Genomic DNA, 15,046 nt, shown 5'->3' with positions numbered 1-15,046 from the left:
GAACAGATCGCGTTGGGCGGGCCTTCATAGGGGTATGACTGACGACACAGCGCTCTACGACCTCATCGCGGCGGGCAAGCAGGGCGTGCTCGCGACCCTGAAACGAGACGGCCGCCCGCAGCTGTCGACGGTGACCCATTACTTCGACCGCGAGGCGCGCCAGATCCAGGTGTCGATCACGGACACGCGCGCGAAGACGAAGAACATGCGCCGGGATCCGCGGGTGAGCTACCACGTGGCGTCCTCGAATGGGTGGTCCTACGCGGTGGCGGAGGGACGGGCGGTGCTGTCGCCGGTCGCCGCGGCCCCGGACGACGAGGCGGTGGAGGCGTTGATCGCGCTGTACCGCAAGGTGGCGGGCGAGCATCCGGATTGGGACGAGTACCGGGCGGCGATGGTGGCGGATCGGCGGCTGGTGTTGACCGTGGAGATCGAGCGGGTGTACGGGTTGGTTCGGTGAGTTTTGGCTGGGCTTCGCCTGGCTTTCGCGGGGGTGCGTGAGGTCGGATAGCTGCCCGGTGTCGTTCTGGGCTGGTCCGGACGCTGGGTTTCGCCGTGCGTGGCGGCGCGGTTTGGTTCGCTGGATGGGTTTCGCCCGAGGGCACGGGATCGGGCGTGGCTTGGCTGTTCGGCGTGGCGGATTCGGATGTGCTGACTTCCGCCGTGCGTGAGCGCCAGCTGGTGCCCACGATGAGGATCGGGCGCGTGCGCGGGCTCGCTCGGTTTCGCCTAGGAGGTGGCTTGGCGGCCCGGCACGGGAGCGCCTCGGAGCTGGCCCCAACGCGCTGACCTCTCACCCCGCGCAGCGATCCCCGCGCCTCAGTCCTCCCGCTGTCCGGCCGCCACAGTCGCCTTGGCCGGTGCCCCCGCCACGATCCGGTCCGCGATTTCGTCGACCTGGGCCAGCAGGCTGTCCGTCGCCTCCTCGCCCAGCGCCGCGCGCATGTAGAGGCCCTCGCCGACCAGCATCACCAGTTCCGCGGTCAGCGGGTCCTCGATGTGCTCCAGCATCAGCGCGCGGGTGCGCTCGGTGCAGCGGCGCGACACCTCCGCCGCGATCGGGTCGTTGAGCACCAGGCGGAGCGCGGCCATCGTCGTGCGGTGCAGCGCCAGGTCGCTCGTGACGTCGGTGATCGCCGAGCGCAGGTAGTACCGCACCACGCCCTCCGGTGCGGTGCGTGCGCGTTCGAGGTCGTCGTCGGTCAGCCGCTCCAGGCGTTCGAGCAGGCCGTCGCGCAGGGCGTCCTTCGAACCGAAGTGGTAGAGCAGGCCGCCCTTGGACACGCCGGCGTGCGCCGCGACCGCGTCGAGCGTGATCTCGGCCGGGCCGCGGTCGGCGAGGATGACCTCGTACGAACCGAGGATGCGTTCACGTGCTGAAGGTTTAGCCATCACCTTGACTATACCGTCCAGACGGTTTACCTTCTACCTCAGGACCAAAACTGTACCGTCTGGACGGTACAAGGAAGGAAGAGTGCGCCATGGTGCGGCGCGGAGGCCAGTGGTGGGCTTTGGCAGTGCTGGTGCTGCCAGTGCTCCTGATCAGCGTGGACACGACAGTCCTGGGGTTCGCCCTGCCCTATCTCAGCGAGGACCTCGCGCCCACGGGCGCGGAACAGCTGTGGATCGTCGACGTCTACTCGTTCGTCCTGGCCGGATTGCTGGTCTTCATGGGCACGCTGGGCGACCGGATCGGCAGGCGGCGGCTGCTGCTCATCGGCGGTGCCGCGTTCGGCGCGGCGTCGGTGCTGGCGGCGTTCGCGACGTCGCCGCTGATGCTGATCGTCGCGCGGGCGCTGCTGGGCGTCGGCGGTGCGACGCTGATGCCGTCCACGCTGTCGCTGATCCGCAGCATCTTCACCGAGGACCGCACGCGGCGCACCGCGGTCGCGATCTGGAGCGCGGCGTTCTCCGGCGGGATGGCGGTCGGCCCGGTCGTCGGCGGCTGGCTGCTCGAGCACTTCTGGTGGGGTTCGGTCTTCCTGATCAACGTGCCGGTGATGGTCCTGCTGCTCGTCGCGGGTCCGTTGCTGCTGCCGGAGTTCCGCGACCCGAACCCGGGCCGCTTCGACCCGTGGTCGGCGCTGCTGTCGCTCGGCACGATGCTGCCGGTCGTCTACGGCGTGAAGATCGCCGCGACGGAGGGGATGTCCTGGTCGGCCGGCGCCGCGATGGTGCTCGGGCTCGTGCTGGGCGTGGTGTTCGTGCGCCGGCAGCGGCGGCTTGCGCAGCCGATGCTCGACCTCGGGCTGTTCGCCAACCGCAAGTTCGCCGGATCGGTGATCACCAACCTGCTGGGCGTGTTCGCGCTGGTCGGGTTGCTGTTCCTGCTGCCGCAGTACCTGCAGCTGGTGCTCCGCCTGAAGCCGCTGGTCGCGGCGTTGTGGATGCTGCCCGCGACGGTCGCCGGAGTCGTCGGCGCCCTGGCCGCCGCGTGGCTCGCCCGCCGAGTGCGGGTGCCGGTCCTGATCAGCCTCGGCCTGCTGCTCGGCGCGGCCGGCTTCCTGGTGCTGACCACCATCGGCGCCGACGCCGGGCTGGCCGCGGTGGTAGTGGCGTTCGTCCTGGTCGGCGGCGGCGTGGCGCTGTCGGAAACCCTGACGAACGACCTCGTGATCTCCGCCGCCCCGGTCAACCGCGCCGGTGCCGCGTCGGCGATCTCGGAAACGGGCTACGAACTCGGCGGCGCCCTGGGCACCGCCCTGCTGGGCAGCCTCGCCACGGCGGTCTACCAGTCCGGCCTGCCCGCCACCGCGCCCGCCGCAGCCCACGACACCCTGGGCGGCGCAGTAGCCACCGCGCACGGCCTGCCCGCCGCCGAGGGAGCGGAGCTGCTGAACACCGCCCGTGAGTCCTTCGTGACCGCGCTGCACACGAGCGCGTGGGTGGGTGCCGCGATCCTCGTGTACACGGCACTGCAGGCGTACTTCCTGCTGGGCCGTAAGCGAAATCGCCCGCAGGCGCCTCGGCGAGAGGAGTCCGCGATGTCCGCGTGACCCGGCCCTGTCAGGCAGGCGAACGAAAGCCGCCTGCCTGACGGGCGACCCGGTTTCGGTTGCTGGGCCAGGGAAACGCTGCGGAGGCAAGCGGCTCCTGCGCGCGACACCCTGGGCGCGTTGCCGCCGCGCCGCCCAGTCCATCGCCGAGGATGCGGAGCTGCCGAGCACCGCCTGGCAGTCCTCCGTGACGGCGCTGCGGTTGGACCGCAAGCGAAACCGACCTCAGGTGGCTTGGCGGGAGCCGCAGTTTCCGTTGCTGTGCAAGGGAAATAGTCCGGCTGGGCGGTCGACGCTTGCCCGGAGCAGATGTCGGAAACGGCCCCCCGGGGTGATTCCTCGGGCTCAGCTCGGATTCTCCTTGGTCAGCCCGGTGAAGCGCTTGTCGCTGCTCCGTCAGCGGCCATCCGAGGCTGCGGCGGAACAACGTCGCCCTCCGGGATCAGCCCAACGAAGCGCTTGCCGCCCGAAGCTCCTCCAGTGCGGCCACCAGATACGCCGCCGGAGTCGGGTCGGCCTCGGTCGAGTGGGCGCTCTCCGACCACTCCGCATACCCCCGCTTAAACGCCAACACCCCCAACTCGCTGGCCAGCGCCGCAGTAGCTTCGGGCAGGCCTCGGGCGGTCAGGGCGGCGGTCATCGCGGCAGCGAGACCCACGCTCTTCAACGCGTCCCGCTCCTGGAGCTCCGTGCTCGCCGCGACGGCGGTCTTCAAACGAGGAGCGAGTTCCCGGTTCATCGGGCCCATCGCGGTCGCCGCGCGGCGTAGGCCCTCGGCGACCGCGTCCAGGGGGCTGGCGTCGGCGGGCGCGTCGGAGATTCCCTCCGCCAGCAGCTTGCTCAGCGTTTCCTGCCCGGCCACCAGCAGCTCCCGCTTGTCCGGGAAGTGCCGGAAGAACGTGCTCTTGGTGACGCCCGCGCGCTCGGCGATCTGCGCGACCGTCGTGGCGTCGTAGCCCTGTTCGGCGAATAGGTCGACGGCCGCGACGACCAGGCGTTCGCGTGCTCCGGGTTCCCATCGGGCCATGCGTCCCATCCTATGTGATGAGACCTTTGTCCCGTCGCTCTGGTAGCGTCTGACGGGACAAGAGTCCCATCGCCTCCCCAGGAGAGATTCATGCGCGTGTTCGTCACCGGAGGGACCGGGTTGGTCGGCTCCGCGGTCGTCGCTGAACTCGTCAACAACGGCCATGCCGTACTCGTGCTCGCTCGGTCGCAAGCCTCCGCCGAGGCGGTCGAGAAGGCAGGCGCTGAGCCGGTGCGGGGGTCGCTGGCTGACCTCGACGTCATCCGCGAGTCCGCGGCCAAGGCTGGCGGGGTGATCCACCTCGCCTTCGCCAATGCGTTCAGCAGCGACGAAGCCTTGGCGAACGCCGTCGCCGAGGAGACCGCGGCGCTCAAGGTGCAGGCGGAGGCGCTCGTCGGAAGCGATCGGCCGTTGGTCACGGTTTCGGGGACTCCGTACACGCCAGGACGCGCGTCGACCGAGGCTGATCCCGTTGCGACGGACGGGCCGGTCGGCGGGCGAGGGCGCACGGTCGCCGAGGTGCTGGGGTTCGCGGATCGAGGGGTTCGGACGTCCGCGGTACGCCTGCCACGCACGGTGCACAACAACGGCGAGGGCGGGTTTGCCGGCCTGCTGACCAACATCGCCCGGCAGACGGGAGTCTCCGGGTATCCCGGCGACGGCACGCAGCGCTGGCCGGCGGTGCACGCGCTCGACGCGGCGGTTCTCTTCCGGCTCGCTCTGGAGAAGGCAGAAGCCGGCACGTCGTGGCATGCGGTGTCCGAGGAAGGCGTTCCGGTCCGGGGCACCGCCGAGGTGATCGGACGGCGGTTGGGGCTGCCGGTCGAATCGGTGCCGGAGGAGACGTACGGTCCGCTCGGTCCGATCTTCGCGACCGATCAGCCCGCGTCCAGCGCGCACACCCAGCAAGCACTCGGCTGGGAGCCGAAACACCCGGACCTGCTGGCCGACCTGGAGAACCTCCGGAACTGATTTTGCGGTTCCGGCAAAGAACCTTGTCGTCCGGCGCGGTCAGCGGAATCGTGAACGGCGGAGGTGGCAGCGAAAATGGCTCCGTCGGGGAAAGACGCGCAGTACTGGGAAGATCTCTACCGCAGCCGCGGGCAAGTGTTCAGCGGCGAGCCCAACGGGGTGCTCGTCACCGAAATCGAGGGGCTGGCACCGGGGCAGGCGTTGGACGTCGGGTGCGGCGAAGGGGCTGACGCGCGCTGGCTGGCCGCGCGCGGATGGCAGGTGACCGCTCTCGACATCTCGCGCACCGCGCTGGAGCGGGCGGCCGCCGCCAAGGCCGGGATCGCCTGGGTGTGTTCGGACCTGGCCGCGAGTCCGCTTCCGGCGAGGGCGTTCGACCTGGTCAGCGTCCAGTATTTCCCGCTCCGCAAGGACGGCCGGCTGGTGCGGAAACTGCTCGACGCCGTCGCGCCCGGCGGGACTTTCCTCTTCGCCAGTCACGATCCGCGGGATCTGTCGCCGGAACACGCCGAATACTGCCAGCCGGACGACATCGTGCGGGCGCTCGGCGACGAGTGGACCGTGCTCGTCAACGAAAGCCGACCGCGGGTGGCACCGGCCCCGCCGGGCACGGCGCACACGCGCGACACCGTGCTGCGCACCCAGCGGACCAGCTAATATCGGAATTAATATTCCGCACTGCGGAGATCCCGGTTTACCATGCGGAGATGAGCAACGACGCCCTCCTCCAGCGGCTTCGGGACGACCTCGGCCCGGCCGCGGTGCTCACCGACGCTGACGTCACCGACGCCTACGCGCGCGACATGATGCCGCTCGCTCCCTCGGGAAAACCGTTGGCGGTAGTGCTTCCGGCGGATACCGCGGGAGTCCAGGCGACGGTCCGGGCCTGTGCCGAAGCGAGAGTCCCCATCGTGCCGCGCGGGGCGGGCAGCGGGCTTTCCGGCGCGGCCAACGCGATCGACGGCTGTGTCGTGCTCTCGGTGACGAAGCTGAACGAGATTCTCGAGGTCGACGCGGGCAACCGGCTCGCCGTCGTGCAGCCGGGCGTCGTCAACCTCGACTTCCGGTCCGCGGTCGAGAAGCACGGCCTGTTCTATCCGCCCGACCCCTCCAGCTACGACTGGTGCACCATCGGCGGCAACCTTTCCACCAACGCGGGCGGCCTCTGCTGCGTGAAATACGGCGTGACCACCGATTCGGTGCTCGGTCTCGAGGTCGTGCTCGCCGACGGATCGCTGCTGAAAACCGGCCGCCGCACGGTGAAAGGCGTCGCGGGCTACGACCTCACGAAGCTGTTCATCGGCAGCGAGGGCACGCTCGGCGTGATCACCCAGGCGACCGTCTCGCTGCGGCCGCTCCCCCAGGCCCCGGCCACTTTCGTCGCCGGCTTCAACACCACCGAGGCGGCCGGCGAGGCGGTCGCGCGCGCGGTGCGCGAGGGACTGGTGCCGTCGCTGCTGGAGATCATGGACGCGGCGTCGATCAAGGCGTCCGAGACCTACCTGAACACCGACCTCGGCGCGGGCTCGGACTGTCAGGCGCTGCTGCTCGGCCAGTCCGACGCCGGCGGCGAGGCGGCGCGGCGCGAACTGGCGCTGCTCGAGCAGATCTGCACCGACTGCGGCGCCGACCTCGTCTACGCCACGGACGACCTCGAAGAGGGCAAGATGCTGCTGCAGGCCCGCCGCGTCGTGCTGACCGCGCTGGAGACCTACGGCGTCTGGCTCACCGACGACGTCAGCGTGCCCCGCACCCGGATCTCCGAGCTGATCCGCGGCTGCGAACGGATCAGCGAAAAAGTCGGCCTCAAGATCGCCGTCGTCGGCCACGCCGGGGACGGGAACATGCACCCGACCATCGTGTACGCGCCCGATTCCGAGGACGAGTTCGCGCGCGCCCAGCAGGCGTTCGACGAGATCCTCGAGGTCGGCCTGTCGCTCGGCGGCACGGTGACCGGCGAACACGGCGTCGGCAAGATCAAGCGCGAATGGCTCGCCCGCGAGATCGGCCCGGTCGGGATCCGCGTGCACCGGCAGATCAAACAGGCCCTCGACCCGGAAAACCTCTTCAACCCGGGCTCGATGTTCTCCATGGCCGACTGAACCGCGAGGCCCGGATACGAACGAAGCGGCGTCCGGAAACCCCGGACGCCGCTTCGGCCGAACGCGGAAAGTCAGTCGCGCACGCGCGGGATCTGCTGCGTGACGTCGGCGGAATTGTCGGCCGCCCGGGCCTTCTTCTCGCGGCGGTTGCGCAGGTACTCGATCAGGATCGGCACCACCGAGACCAGCACGATGAGGATGAAGATCGAGTCGACGTTGTTGCGGATGAAGCCGATGTTGCCCAGCAGCGACCCCAGCACGGTGATGCCCGCGGCCCACAGGATGCCGCCGATGACCGTGTACGTGAAGTAGCGCTTCGGGTCCATCCGGCCGATGCCGGCGATCCAGGTGATGAACGTCCGCACGAGCGGCACAAAGCGGGCCAGCACGACGGCCTTCGGGCCGTGCCTCTCCAGGAATTCGTGCGTCTTGTCGACGTGCTCCTGCTTGAAGAACCTCGAATCCGGCCTGCTGAACAGCTTCGGCCCGACGAAGTAGCCGAGGTAGTAGCCGACGACGTTGCCCAGCAGCGCGGCGACCGTGACCAGCACGCACACCAGCCAGAGCGGGGCCTTCAGCGTGCCGTTCGCGATGAACAGGCCCGCGGTGAAGAGCAGCGAGTCGCCGGGCAGGATCGGGAAGACGCTGCTCTCGATGAAGATGATCAAGCACAGCACGGCGATCACGGGGACCGTCAACCCGTTCAGCAGATGCTGCGGGTCCAGCCACGACGGCAGCAGGGACATGGTGGTCACTGTGTTCTGGGCGAGAATCACACCGAAAACGGTACAGGGTGACTCAGTGCGACCTCATCGGGCAAGGAATCGCAGGTCATCGGTGTGGGATCGAGGTGAAGAACTCGGCCCGGGAGTGCCCGCCGGGATGGCCGTCCGGGCAAGCCGGGGCGGGCGGGGGCTCAGATCAGCGTCAGCAGGCCGATGACGGACCCGGCGGCGAGGCCGAGCAGCACCGCCAGCAGCAGGACCCAGTGCGCGGGCAGCGGGCCGTTCTGGGGCGCCTGGGCGGGGCGGCGGACGGTCGCGTCGGCGGACCCGGCCGGCGGGATCGAACCGGTGGCGCCGGGCGAAGTGTGGTCGGCCGCGTCGAGGGCGGCGCGTTCGCGGGCGAGCGAGTCCGCGCCCGCCCCGGACAGCAGGCCGTAGTTGGGCGGCAGTTCGGTGGTGGGGCCGGTCTGGGACGGCGCCCCGGTCGCGGCCGAGGCCCCGAACGAACCGGTTCCGGCGGCGCCGGGGCCGGAGATGCCGGGACCGCCCGCCGCGCTGAACGAGCCGGTGCCGGAAGCGCCGGGCTGGACCGCGGAGCCGCTCCCGGAAGCGTCGGAAGCGGCCTGCTCGTCGACCGGGTTCGCCGCGACGTGCGGAGCGAAGACGGCTTGTGCGCGCAGCGCGTCGGCCAGTAACCGTTCCGGGTCTTTCGGCTCGCTCATCCGCTCCGTCCGCCTGTCGAAGTGCTAGGCCGTCACGTACTCAAGGTAGCCCGGCCCGCCTCGGCCACCCATTCGCCCCGGTGCAGGACCCGGGCCGGGCGCAGGTCGTCGTCCAGGATCACGGCGTCCGCGGCAAGGCCGGGACGCAGCGCGCCGGTGCGGTCGGCGATGCCGAGCAGTTCGGCGGGTCGCGCCGACGTCGCCCGGACGGCGTCCAGCACGTCGAGTTTGGCGCCCTTCACCAGGTTCCGGAAGGCGTTGTCCATGGTCAACGTGCTGCCGGCCAGCGAACCGTTGTCCAGGGTGGCGACGCCGTCGTGGACGTCGACCTCCAGCCGGCCCAGCGTGTAGCGGCCGTCTGCGGCGTCGGTGGCCGACATGGCGTCGGTGATCAGCACGGTCCGGCCGCGGCCCGCGTGCTGCGCGGCCAGCCGCACGACCGTCGGGTGCAGGTGCACCAGGTCGCAGATCAGCTCGACGGTCACGCGCTCGTCGTCCAGCAGCACGCCGACCGGACCCGGTTCGCGGTGGTGCAGCGGGCGCATGCCGTTGAACAGGTGGGTGGCGACCGTCGCGCCGGCGTCGATGGCCGGGACCAGCTGGTCGGCGACGCCGTCGGTGTGGCCGATCGCGGCGAGCACCCCCGATTCGGCGAGCTGCCGGACGGCCTTGACGCCGCCGTTCAGCTCCGGCGCGAGCGTGACCATCCGGATGGTGCCGTGCCCGGCGCGCAGCAGCTTCTCGACGGTGCCGGTGTCCGGTTCACGCAGAGTGTCCGGATCGTGGGCCCCGCAGCGGGCGCGCGAGATGAACGGGCCCTCCAGGTGGATGCCCGCGAGGTCGCCCTCCTGCACGAGTTCGCGCAGCGCGGCGATCTGCTCGGTGAGCAGGTCGATCGGGTCGGAGACCAGGCTCGCGAGCATGGTCGTGGTGCCGTGCCTGCGGTGCGCGCGGACCGCGGTGCGGATCTCGTCCGGGTCGAGCGTCGAGAAGGACGCTCCGCCGCCGCCGTGGCAATGCGTGTCGATGAAACCGGGCACGACCAGCGCCCCGGCGACGTCGACCGTCGCGGTGTCCGGGCTGCTCGGGGGCGTTCCGGTGCCTACCGCGGCGATCTGTCCGCCGGACACGGCGAGCCAGCCGTCGTCGAGTACGCGGTCCGGGGCCACGACGCGGCCGCCCGTGATGACGAAGTCTCCGGGGTGCTTCACGCGACCCAGCATATATTGGTCTGGACCAAGGAGGGCCGACCAGCGCGAGATTGGTCCGCCCAGGTCACTGCGGCGGCTGCATTGCCTTCTGCAACGCCTCCAGCGCCCGGCTGGCGGTTGACTTCACGGTGCCCTTCGAAATGCCCGCGGCTTCCGAAATCTCCGCTTCGCTCAGGCCGCCGTAGTAGCGCAGCACGAGCACCTCGCGCTGGCGCGGCGGAAGCTTCGACAGGGCGCTGACCACGGCCTGGTGCTCGCTGGAGAGCATCGCGAGGCTTTCCGCGGACCGGGCGTTCACCGCGTGCGGGGGCACGTACTCGCGGGCGGTCTTGCGCCGGCGCAGCACGCTGCGCGATCCGTTGACCACCGCGGTGCGCAGGTAGCCGACCGCCGCGGCGGCGTCGCGCAGCCTGCCCCAGTTGCGGTGCAGGCCGGTGAAGGCCTCCTGCACGACGTCCTCGGCCGTGGCCGGTTCGTCGACCAGCAGGATGGCCAGCCGCACGAGCCGCATCCGGTGCTGCCGGTAGAGGTCTTCCAGGGTCAGCGGGGCGGCCGGCGGCTGCGCCGGGACCGGCCCGTCCATGGTCCGCAGGTGGCCGAGGGTCGCCTCGACGCTGCGTTCCGCGTTCCCCTCCAGCATGTATCCCCGCCTGTCCTCGACATGTCCGCTCAGCAGGCCCATTGGCGCGCGATAGGCACAGCGTGCGCACAGGTTCCGCCCGCGCCTAGCCTATCGGGTTGGCCTCCCGCTGCCACCGCTCGCATGGTGCGTCCGCCCGGCGGTCACCGGTAGCGTCTGCGGGGTCACTGTCGTGCTCACCCCGGGAGTAAGCGCATGGCCTGGTACCTCGTCGAAATCCGCTACGTCCAGGAGAAGCTGGCCGACGTCCGGCCGCGGCACCGGGAGTACCTGAAAGAGCACGTCGCCGCGGGCCGGGTCGCGGTCGCCGGGCCGCTCGCCGACAACTCCGGCGGGCTGGTGCTCTGGCAGGCCGAGGACGAGGCGGCGCTGACCGAGCTGATCGACAACGACCCGTACGCGCTCGAGGGCGTCGTGGCCGAGCGCACGGTTCGCGAGTTCAAGCCGGTGCTCGGCGACTGGGTCCCCGCGCAGAACTAGAGCTCCAGGACGGCGGGCCCGCGGTCGACGCAGATCCGCACGCGCCCGCCGTCCTCGGCCGCCACCTCGCAGGTGCCGCAGAAGCCCTGGCGGCACGAGTACGGCACGTCCGGCAGCACCTCGCGCACCAGGTCGAGCGTGGAGCGGTCGGCGGGCACGTCGAGCGTGAGCCCGCTGCGGCGCAGGACCACGCGGAAGGGCTCGCCGTCCACGATGGGCGGCGGCGAGAACCGTTCGAAGTAGACCGCCGCGGCGTCCGTGCGGGCCAGATCGACGCGGACACTGGTGATCATCGGCATCGGGCCGCAGCAGTACACCGAGGCGCCGGCGGGCATTTCCTCCAGCAGTTCCGCGCCGGACGCCGGGATGCCGAACTCCGTGTCCGGCCGGATCCGCACCCGCTCGGCCGGGAGTTCGTCGAGAAACGGCATCGACTCCCGGGAACGGCCGGTGTAGACCAGCCGCCACTCCGCGCCGCTCTCCTCCGCGCGCCGCACCATCGGCAGGATCGGCGTGATCCCGATTCCGCCCGCCACGAAGTGGTACGCGGGCGCGCTGACGAACGGGAAAGCGTTGCGCGGCCCGCGTACTGTCACGCGAGTTCCGGCCGTGAGCGCGTGCACCTCAGCGGACGCGGAACCGATGCGCCGCACGGCAATCCGGTAATGCGACAGGTCGGAAGGCGAGCCGCACAGCGAGTATTGGCGCACCGTTCCGGAAGGCAGCAGCAGGTCGAGATGCGCGCCGGGACGCCAAGCGGGGAGCGGGTTTCCGTCCGGCCGCACGAGCCGGAGACTCACCACGTCGTCGGCTTCGGTGCGCACGGCGTCGACGACCAACGGCAGACGGCGGTCGACCTCCCGCACGGGCGGACGCCGTCGGTCGGAAACCTCGGCCAGCTTGCGATAAGCCGCTCCGACCGCGACCAAAGTGGACATCAGCCGGTCGCGCCTGCCGCTGCCGTCGAGCCGGGGCGGGAACTGCGGTGCGGTCATCGCGGAGCGTCGGCGGCCTGGGCCGCGGGCGAACTCGCCAGGTACGCCACCGCCTGGTCGGTGTTGCCGGTTTCGGTGGGGTGATAGGACTTCCGGAAATACGGCCGGATTTCGCGCAGCAGTTCGCGCGGTCCGGGCAGCAGGCCCTGGCGGGCGGCGCGCCGGTAGGCCCGCCAGCTGGTGCGGCCAGGACGCGTCGGGTCGTTCTTCATCAGGAAACGGGTGCCGCGCAGGAAAATCCACGCCAGCACCGGTGTCACCACGAGCATCGACCGCACCCGCCGACCGTAACGGCCGTCGAGGTGGCAGAACAGGTCGTACGCCACCGACCGGTGCTCGACCTCCTCCGCGCCGTGCCAGCGAAGAAGATCCAGCATCGTCTCGTCGGCCCCGGCGGCGTCGAGTTCCTTCGCGTCGAGGATCCACTGGCCGAGAAACGCCGTGTAGTGCTCGATCGCGGCGATCAGCGCCAGCCGTTCGATCAGCCATTCCCGGCTCGCTCCGGGCCGGTCGCCGAGCAGCCGCCGGAACATCCACTCCATCTGCGCGATGTACGGCCGCACGGAAACCCCGGCGGACTCCAGGTGTTCCGCCGCGCCGTCGTGCGCCACGGCGTGCATCGCCTCCTGGCCGATGAACCCGAGCACGTCCTCCTTGAGCCGCTCGTCGCGGATCAGCGGAACGGCCTGCTTGAACACCTCGACGAACCAGCGTTCGCCCTCGGGCAGCGCCAGGTGCAGCACGTTGATGCTGTGCGTGGCCTGCGGGTGCCCGGGAATCCAGTGCATCGGCAGTTTCGACCAGTCGAACGCCACGTCCCTGGCGTGCAGGACGATCTGCTCGTGGTCGGCACTCATGACCGGCCGCTCAGCTCGTAGTCGCTCGGCTCGACGCGCCGCGTCTCCAGCCAGTACCGCCACGTGAAGCCCGGCCAGATCGTCCGGTTGACGCCCTTCGCGTCGAGGTACCAGCTCTTGCAGCCGCCCTGGGTCCACACGCCCTTGACGAGTTTTTCCTGGATCTGCTGCTGGAATTCGTCCTGGACCGACGGCCGCACGTCCAGTGCCGCCGCGCCGCGGGAATCGGCCAGCCGGATCGCGTCGACCACGTAACGGGACTGCGATTCGATCATGAACACCACGGAGTTGTGGCCGAGCGCGGTGTTCGGGCCGAGCAGGAAGAACAGGTTGGGGAACCCGGACACGGTGATCCCCTTGTGCGTCTGGATCCCTTCGGTGGCCCAGGTTTTCGCGAGATCGCGGCCGCCGACGCCGGTGATGTCGAGGTACTCCAGCGCGTCGGTCACCTTGAAACCGGTGCCGTAGATGATCGCGTCGACCTCGTGCTCGACCCCGGCGGTGTCGACGATGCTGTGCGCGCGGACCTCGGCCACACCGTCGGTGACGACGTCGACGTTCGGCCGGTCCAGCGCGGGGAAGTAGTCATTCGACAGCAGGACGCGTTTGCAGCCCATCGTGTAGTCGGGCGTGACTTTCCGGCGCAGTACGGGGTCTTTGATGCCCTTCGCGATGTGCCGGCGCGCGAGGATTTCCGCGGCCTGCATGAGCTTCGGATGCCCGTTGAAGCCGATCGCGCGGGATTCGAGCATCCAGTACAACGCGTTGCGGTACAGCCGCTGGGTTCCCGGCACGCGCTTGAACAACTGCCTCGCCCAGCCCGGCATCGCGTGGTCCGGCTTCGGCATGATCCACGGCGGCGTGCGCTGGAACAGCGTCAGTTCGCCGACCTCGGGCGCGATCTTGGGCACGAACTGCACCGCACTCGCGCCGGTGCCGATCACCGCGACCCGCTTGCCCGCCAAGTCGAACTCGTGGTTCCACTGCGCCGAATGCCAGGTCTGGCCCTTGAACTTGGAGATCCCGGGCAGTTTCGGGATCTGCGGAATGTGCAGTCCGCCGACGCCGGCGACGAGGAACTGCGCGGAGAACTCGGTGCCGCCCTTGGTTTCCACCGTCCAGCGGCGTTCGCCCTCGTCCCAGTGCGCGCCGGTGATCTCGGTGCCGAACCGGATCTTCTCGCGCAGCCGGTACTTGTCGGCGACGCCCTTGAGGTAGTCGAAGATCTCCGGCTGCGGCGAGAACGACCGGCTCCAGTCCGGGTTCTGCGCGTAGGAGAACGAGTACATGTGCGACTGCACGTCGCACGCGCAGCCCGGGTACGAGTTGTCCCGCCAGGTGCCGCCGACCTCGTCGGCCTTTTCCAGGATCACGTAGTCCCGGATGCCCGCTTTTTCGAGCTGGATCGCCTGGCCGAGCCCGGAAAACCCGGTGCCCACGATCACGACCTTGAACCGCTCGGTCATCTTGTCGGCCTCCGCTGCGCTGGGGGTCTGGCAGCGTTGATGTTACCTCAGGTAACAGTTACTCGAAAGTACTTCCTACTCGTCAGTACCGCTCGGCAGGCGATAGACGACGAGTGTCTGCTCCGGGCGCTCGGCCACGTGGAACGCGGCGTGCGTCGCCGTCACCGCGCCAAGCCTTGGATGCCGAAAGCGCTTCTGACCTGCGTGGCTGAACTGGATTTCGTACTGCGGCCACCACTGTCGGACCTCGGGGCTCGCCTCGGTCAGCTCGGCCACCAGCCGGGTCACGCGAGGGTGGCCGGGATGCCGTCCGGCGATCGCGCGCAGCCGGGCCAGGATGTTGCGCGCCTCCTGCTCCCAGTCGAGGAGGATCTCGCGGGCGGCGGGCTCGGTGAACATCCAGCGGACGACGTTCGCGCCCGGTTCGATGTGCTGGAACAGCTCCGCGGCGGCGTCGTTGCAGGCGAGCAGGTCGTAGCAGATGCCGGTGACGTACGCGGGGTGGTCGCCCAGCATCGCCGGGACGCCCGCGACCTCGGGCGCGGCTTCCTCGGGTGCGTCCTCGGGGGTCGCGCCGCCGTCGGCGAGGCGGCGCAGGTGTTCCTGCTCGGTGCTGGTCAGCCGCAGGGCCCGGGCCAAGGCGTCGAGCACCTGGTCGGACGGGCGGACGTCGCGGCCCTGTTCGAGGTAGGTGAGCCAGGTGGCGCTGATTCCGGCCAGCAGGGCCAGCTCCTCGCGGCGCAACCCGGGCGTGCGACGGCGTCCGGTGACCGGCAGGCCCGCGTCGGCCGGGGAGATTCGCTCGCGGCGGCTGCGGAGGAAGGTGCCCAGTTCGACGCTCACCCTAGAACCT

General features: G+C 70.1%; 16 protein-coding genes. 6 read left to right on the top strand and 10 right to left on the bottom strand.

The window, feature by feature from the left end; translation table 11 throughout:
* The first annotated feature begins 34 nt into the window (after nt 1–34).
* Nucleotides 35–460 carry a PPOX class F420-dependent oxidoreductase gene (locus tag SSMG_RS37660; RefSeq protein WP_009084935.1) on the top strand — a complete coding sequence of 142 codons (426 nt, stop codon included), beginning with the start codon at nt 35–37 and terminating at the stop codon, nt 458–460.
* 359 nt (nt 461–819) lie between these two features.
* On the opposite strand, the gene SSMG_RS37655 is transcribed toward SSMG_RS37660, so the two are convergent.
* Nucleotides 820–1,392, bottom strand: coding sequence for a TetR/AcrR family transcriptional regulator (locus SSMG_RS37655; RefSeq protein WP_009084933.1), 573 nt, complete (start codon nt 1,390–1,392; stop codon nt 820–822).
* A gap of 89 nt (nt 1,393–1,481) precedes the next feature.
* Here SSMG_RS37655 and SSMG_RS37650 point away from each other — a divergent pair, with 89 nt between their 5' ends.
* Nucleotides 1,482–2,996, top strand: a complete 1,515-nt coding sequence (locus SSMG_RS37650) for an MFS transporter (protein WP_009084930.1) — start codon at nt 1,482–1,484, stop codon at nt 2,994–2,996.
* A gap of 442 nt (nt 2,997–3,438) precedes the next feature.
* Here SSMG_RS37650 and SSMG_RS37645 read toward each other — a convergent pair whose 3' ends face one another.
* A complete protein-coding gene (locus SSMG_RS37645) occupies nt 3,439–4,023 on the bottom strand; it encodes a TetR/AcrR family transcriptional regulator (protein WP_009084928.1) in 585 nt (194 codons plus the stop codon).
* Nucleotides 4,024–4,113: 90 nt separating this feature from the next.
* On the opposite strand from SSMG_RS37645, the gene SSMG_RS37640 reads away from it, so the two are divergent.
* From SSMG_RS37640 to SSMG_RS37630, 3 genes are all read left to right on the top strand, one after another.
* Nucleotides 4,114–4,995 (top strand): SDR family oxidoreductase, encoded by an 882-nt coding sequence (locus SSMG_RS37640; protein ID WP_009084925.1) that lies wholly within the window; start codon nt 4,114–4,116, stop codon nt 4,993–4,995.
* Nucleotides 4,996–5,070: 75 nt separating this feature from the next.
* On the top strand, nt 5,071–5,652 hold the full coding sequence (locus tag SSMG_RS37635) for a bifunctional 2-polyprenyl-6-hydroxyphenol methylase/3-demethylubiquinol 3-O-methyltransferase UbiG (protein ID WP_037716200.1): 582 nt from the start codon (nt 5,071–5,073) through the stop codon (nt 5,650–5,652).
* Nucleotides 5,653–5,702: 50 nt separating this feature from the next.
* Nucleotides 5,703–7,097 (top strand): FAD-binding oxidoreductase, encoded by a 1,395-nt coding sequence (locus SSMG_RS37630; RefSeq protein WP_009084921.1) that lies wholly within the window; start codon nt 5,703–5,705, stop codon nt 7,095–7,097.
* Between the two features lie 71 nt (nt 7,098–7,168).
* On the opposite strand, the gene SSMG_RS37625 is transcribed toward SSMG_RS37630, so the two are convergent.
* From SSMG_RS37625 to SSMG_RS37610, 4 genes are all read right to left on the bottom strand, one after another.
* Nucleotides 7,169–7,873: a DedA family protein gene (locus SSMG_RS37625; protein WP_009084919.1), complete on the bottom strand. Its 705-nt coding sequence runs from the start codon at nt 7,871–7,873 to the stop codon at nt 7,169–7,171.
* A gap of 140 nt (nt 7,874–8,013) precedes the next feature.
* Nucleotides 8,014–8,544 (bottom strand): hypothetical protein, encoded by a 531-nt coding sequence (locus tag SSMG_RS37620; protein WP_009084918.1) that lies wholly within the window; start codon nt 8,542–8,544, stop codon nt 8,014–8,016.
* A gap of 32 nt (nt 8,545–8,576) precedes the next feature.
* Nucleotides 8,577–9,755 (bottom strand): N-acetylglucosamine-6-phosphate deacetylase, encoded by a 1,179-nt coding sequence (gene nagA, locus SSMG_RS37615; RefSeq protein WP_009084916.1) that lies wholly within the window; start codon nt 9,753–9,755, stop codon nt 8,577–8,579.
* Nucleotides 9,756–9,819: 64 nt separating this feature from the next.
* On the bottom strand, nt 9,820–10,395 hold the full coding sequence (locus SSMG_RS37610; RefSeq protein ID WP_050788522.1) for a SigE family RNA polymerase sigma factor: 576 nt from the start codon (nt 10,393–10,395) through the stop codon (nt 9,820–9,822).
* Nucleotides 10,396–10,590: 195 nt separating this feature from the next.
* On the opposite strand from SSMG_RS37610, the gene SSMG_RS37605 reads away from it, so the two are divergent.
* The gene (locus tag SSMG_RS37605) at nt 10,591–10,875 is read left to right on the top strand and encodes a YciI family protein (protein WP_009084912.1); all 285 of its coding nucleotides are present in this window, start codon (nt 10,591–10,593) and stop codon (nt 10,873–10,875) included.
* Here the strand turns inward: SSMG_RS37605 and SSMG_RS37600 are convergent.
* The 4 genes from SSMG_RS37600 to SSMG_RS37585 all read right to left on the bottom strand — a co-directional run bounded on the left by SSMG_RS37600 (nt 10,872) and on the right by SSMG_RS37585 (nt 15,036).
* On the bottom strand, nt 10,872–11,870 hold the full coding sequence (locus SSMG_RS37600; RefSeq protein ID WP_009084910.1) for a PDR/VanB family oxidoreductase: 999 nt from the start codon (nt 11,868–11,870) through the stop codon (nt 10,872–10,874). The two genes, SSMG_RS37605 and SSMG_RS37600, sit on opposite strands and share 4 nt — an antisense overlap.
* Entirely contained in the window at nt 11,867–12,727 is an 861-nt protein-coding gene (locus SSMG_RS37595) for a metal-dependent hydrolase (RefSeq protein WP_009084909.1), read from the bottom strand. Before SSMG_RS37595 ends, SSMG_RS37600 begins: the two co-directional genes overlap by 4 nt.
* Nucleotides 12,724–14,193 (bottom strand): NAD(P)/FAD-dependent oxidoreductase, encoded by a 1,470-nt coding sequence (locus tag SSMG_RS37590; protein WP_009084907.1) that lies wholly within the window; start codon nt 14,191–14,193, stop codon nt 12,724–12,726. Before SSMG_RS37590 ends, SSMG_RS37595 begins: the two co-directional genes overlap by 4 nt.
* A 75-nt stretch (nt 14,194–14,268) precedes the next feature.
* Entirely contained in the window at nt 14,269–15,036 is a 768-nt protein-coding gene (locus SSMG_RS37585) for a helix-turn-helix transcriptional regulator (protein WP_037716192.1), read from the bottom strand.
* Nucleotides 15,037–15,046: the final 10 nt, after the last annotated feature.

This window comes from Streptomyces sp. AA4, from assembly GCF_000158875.1.
Lineage (GTDB): Bacteria > Actinomycetota > Actinomycetes > Mycobacteriales > Pseudonocardiaceae > Amycolatopsis.
Note: the sequence above shows the minus strand (reverse complement) of the source record. Positions and strands in the feature narration are given on the sequence as shown.

Coding starts and splice junctions, on each gene's coding strand:
- SSMG_RS37630 (WP_009084921.1), top strand. CDS start 5,703: ATGAGCAACGACGCCCTCCTCCAGCGGCTTCGGGACGACCTCGGCCCG.
- SSMG_RS37590 (WP_009084907.1), bottom strand. CDS start 14,193: ATGACCGAGCGGTTCAAGGTCGTGATCGTGGGCACCGGGTTTTCCGGG.
- SSMG_RS37660 (WP_009084935.1), top strand. CDS start 35: ATGACTGACGACACAGCGCTCTACGACCTCATCGCGGCGGGCAAGCAG.
- SSMG_RS37600 (WP_009084910.1), bottom strand. CDS start 11,870: ATGACCGCACCGCAGTTCCCGCCCCGGCTCGACGGCAGCGGCAGGCGC.
- SSMG_RS37655 (WP_009084933.1), bottom strand. CDS start 1,392: ATGGCTAAACCTTCAGCACGTGAACGCATCCTCGGTTCGTACGAGGTC.
- SSMG_RS37650 (WP_009084930.1), top strand. CDS start 1,482: ATGGTGCGGCGCGGAGGCCAGTGGTGGGCTTTGGCAGTGCTGGTGCTG.
- SSMG_RS37635 (WP_037716200.1), top strand. CDS start 5,071: ATGGCTCCGTCGGGGAAAGACGCGCAGTACTGGGAAGATCTCTACCGC.
- SSMG_RS37640 (WP_009084925.1), top strand. CDS start 4,114: ATGCGCGTGTTCGTCACCGGAGGGACCGGGTTGGTCGGCTCCGCGGTC.
- SSMG_RS37645 (WP_009084928.1), bottom strand. CDS start 4,023: ATGGCCCGATGGGAACCCGGAGCACGCGAACGCCTGGTCGTCGCGGCC.
- SSMG_RS37620 (WP_009084918.1), bottom strand. CDS start 8,544: ATGAGCGAGCCGAAAGACCCGGAACGGTTACTGGCCGACGCGCTGCGC.
- SSMG_RS37610 (WP_050788522.1), bottom strand. CDS start 10,395: ATGCTGGAGGGGAACGCGGAACGCAGCGTCGAGGCGACCCTCGGCCAC.
- SSMG_RS37605 (WP_009084912.1), top strand. CDS start 10,591: ATGGCCTGGTACCTCGTCGAAATCCGCTACGTCCAGGAGAAGCTGGCC.
- SSMG_RS37595 (WP_009084909.1), bottom strand. CDS start 12,727: ATGAGTGCCGACCACGAGCAGATCGTCCTGCACGCCAGGGACGTGGCG.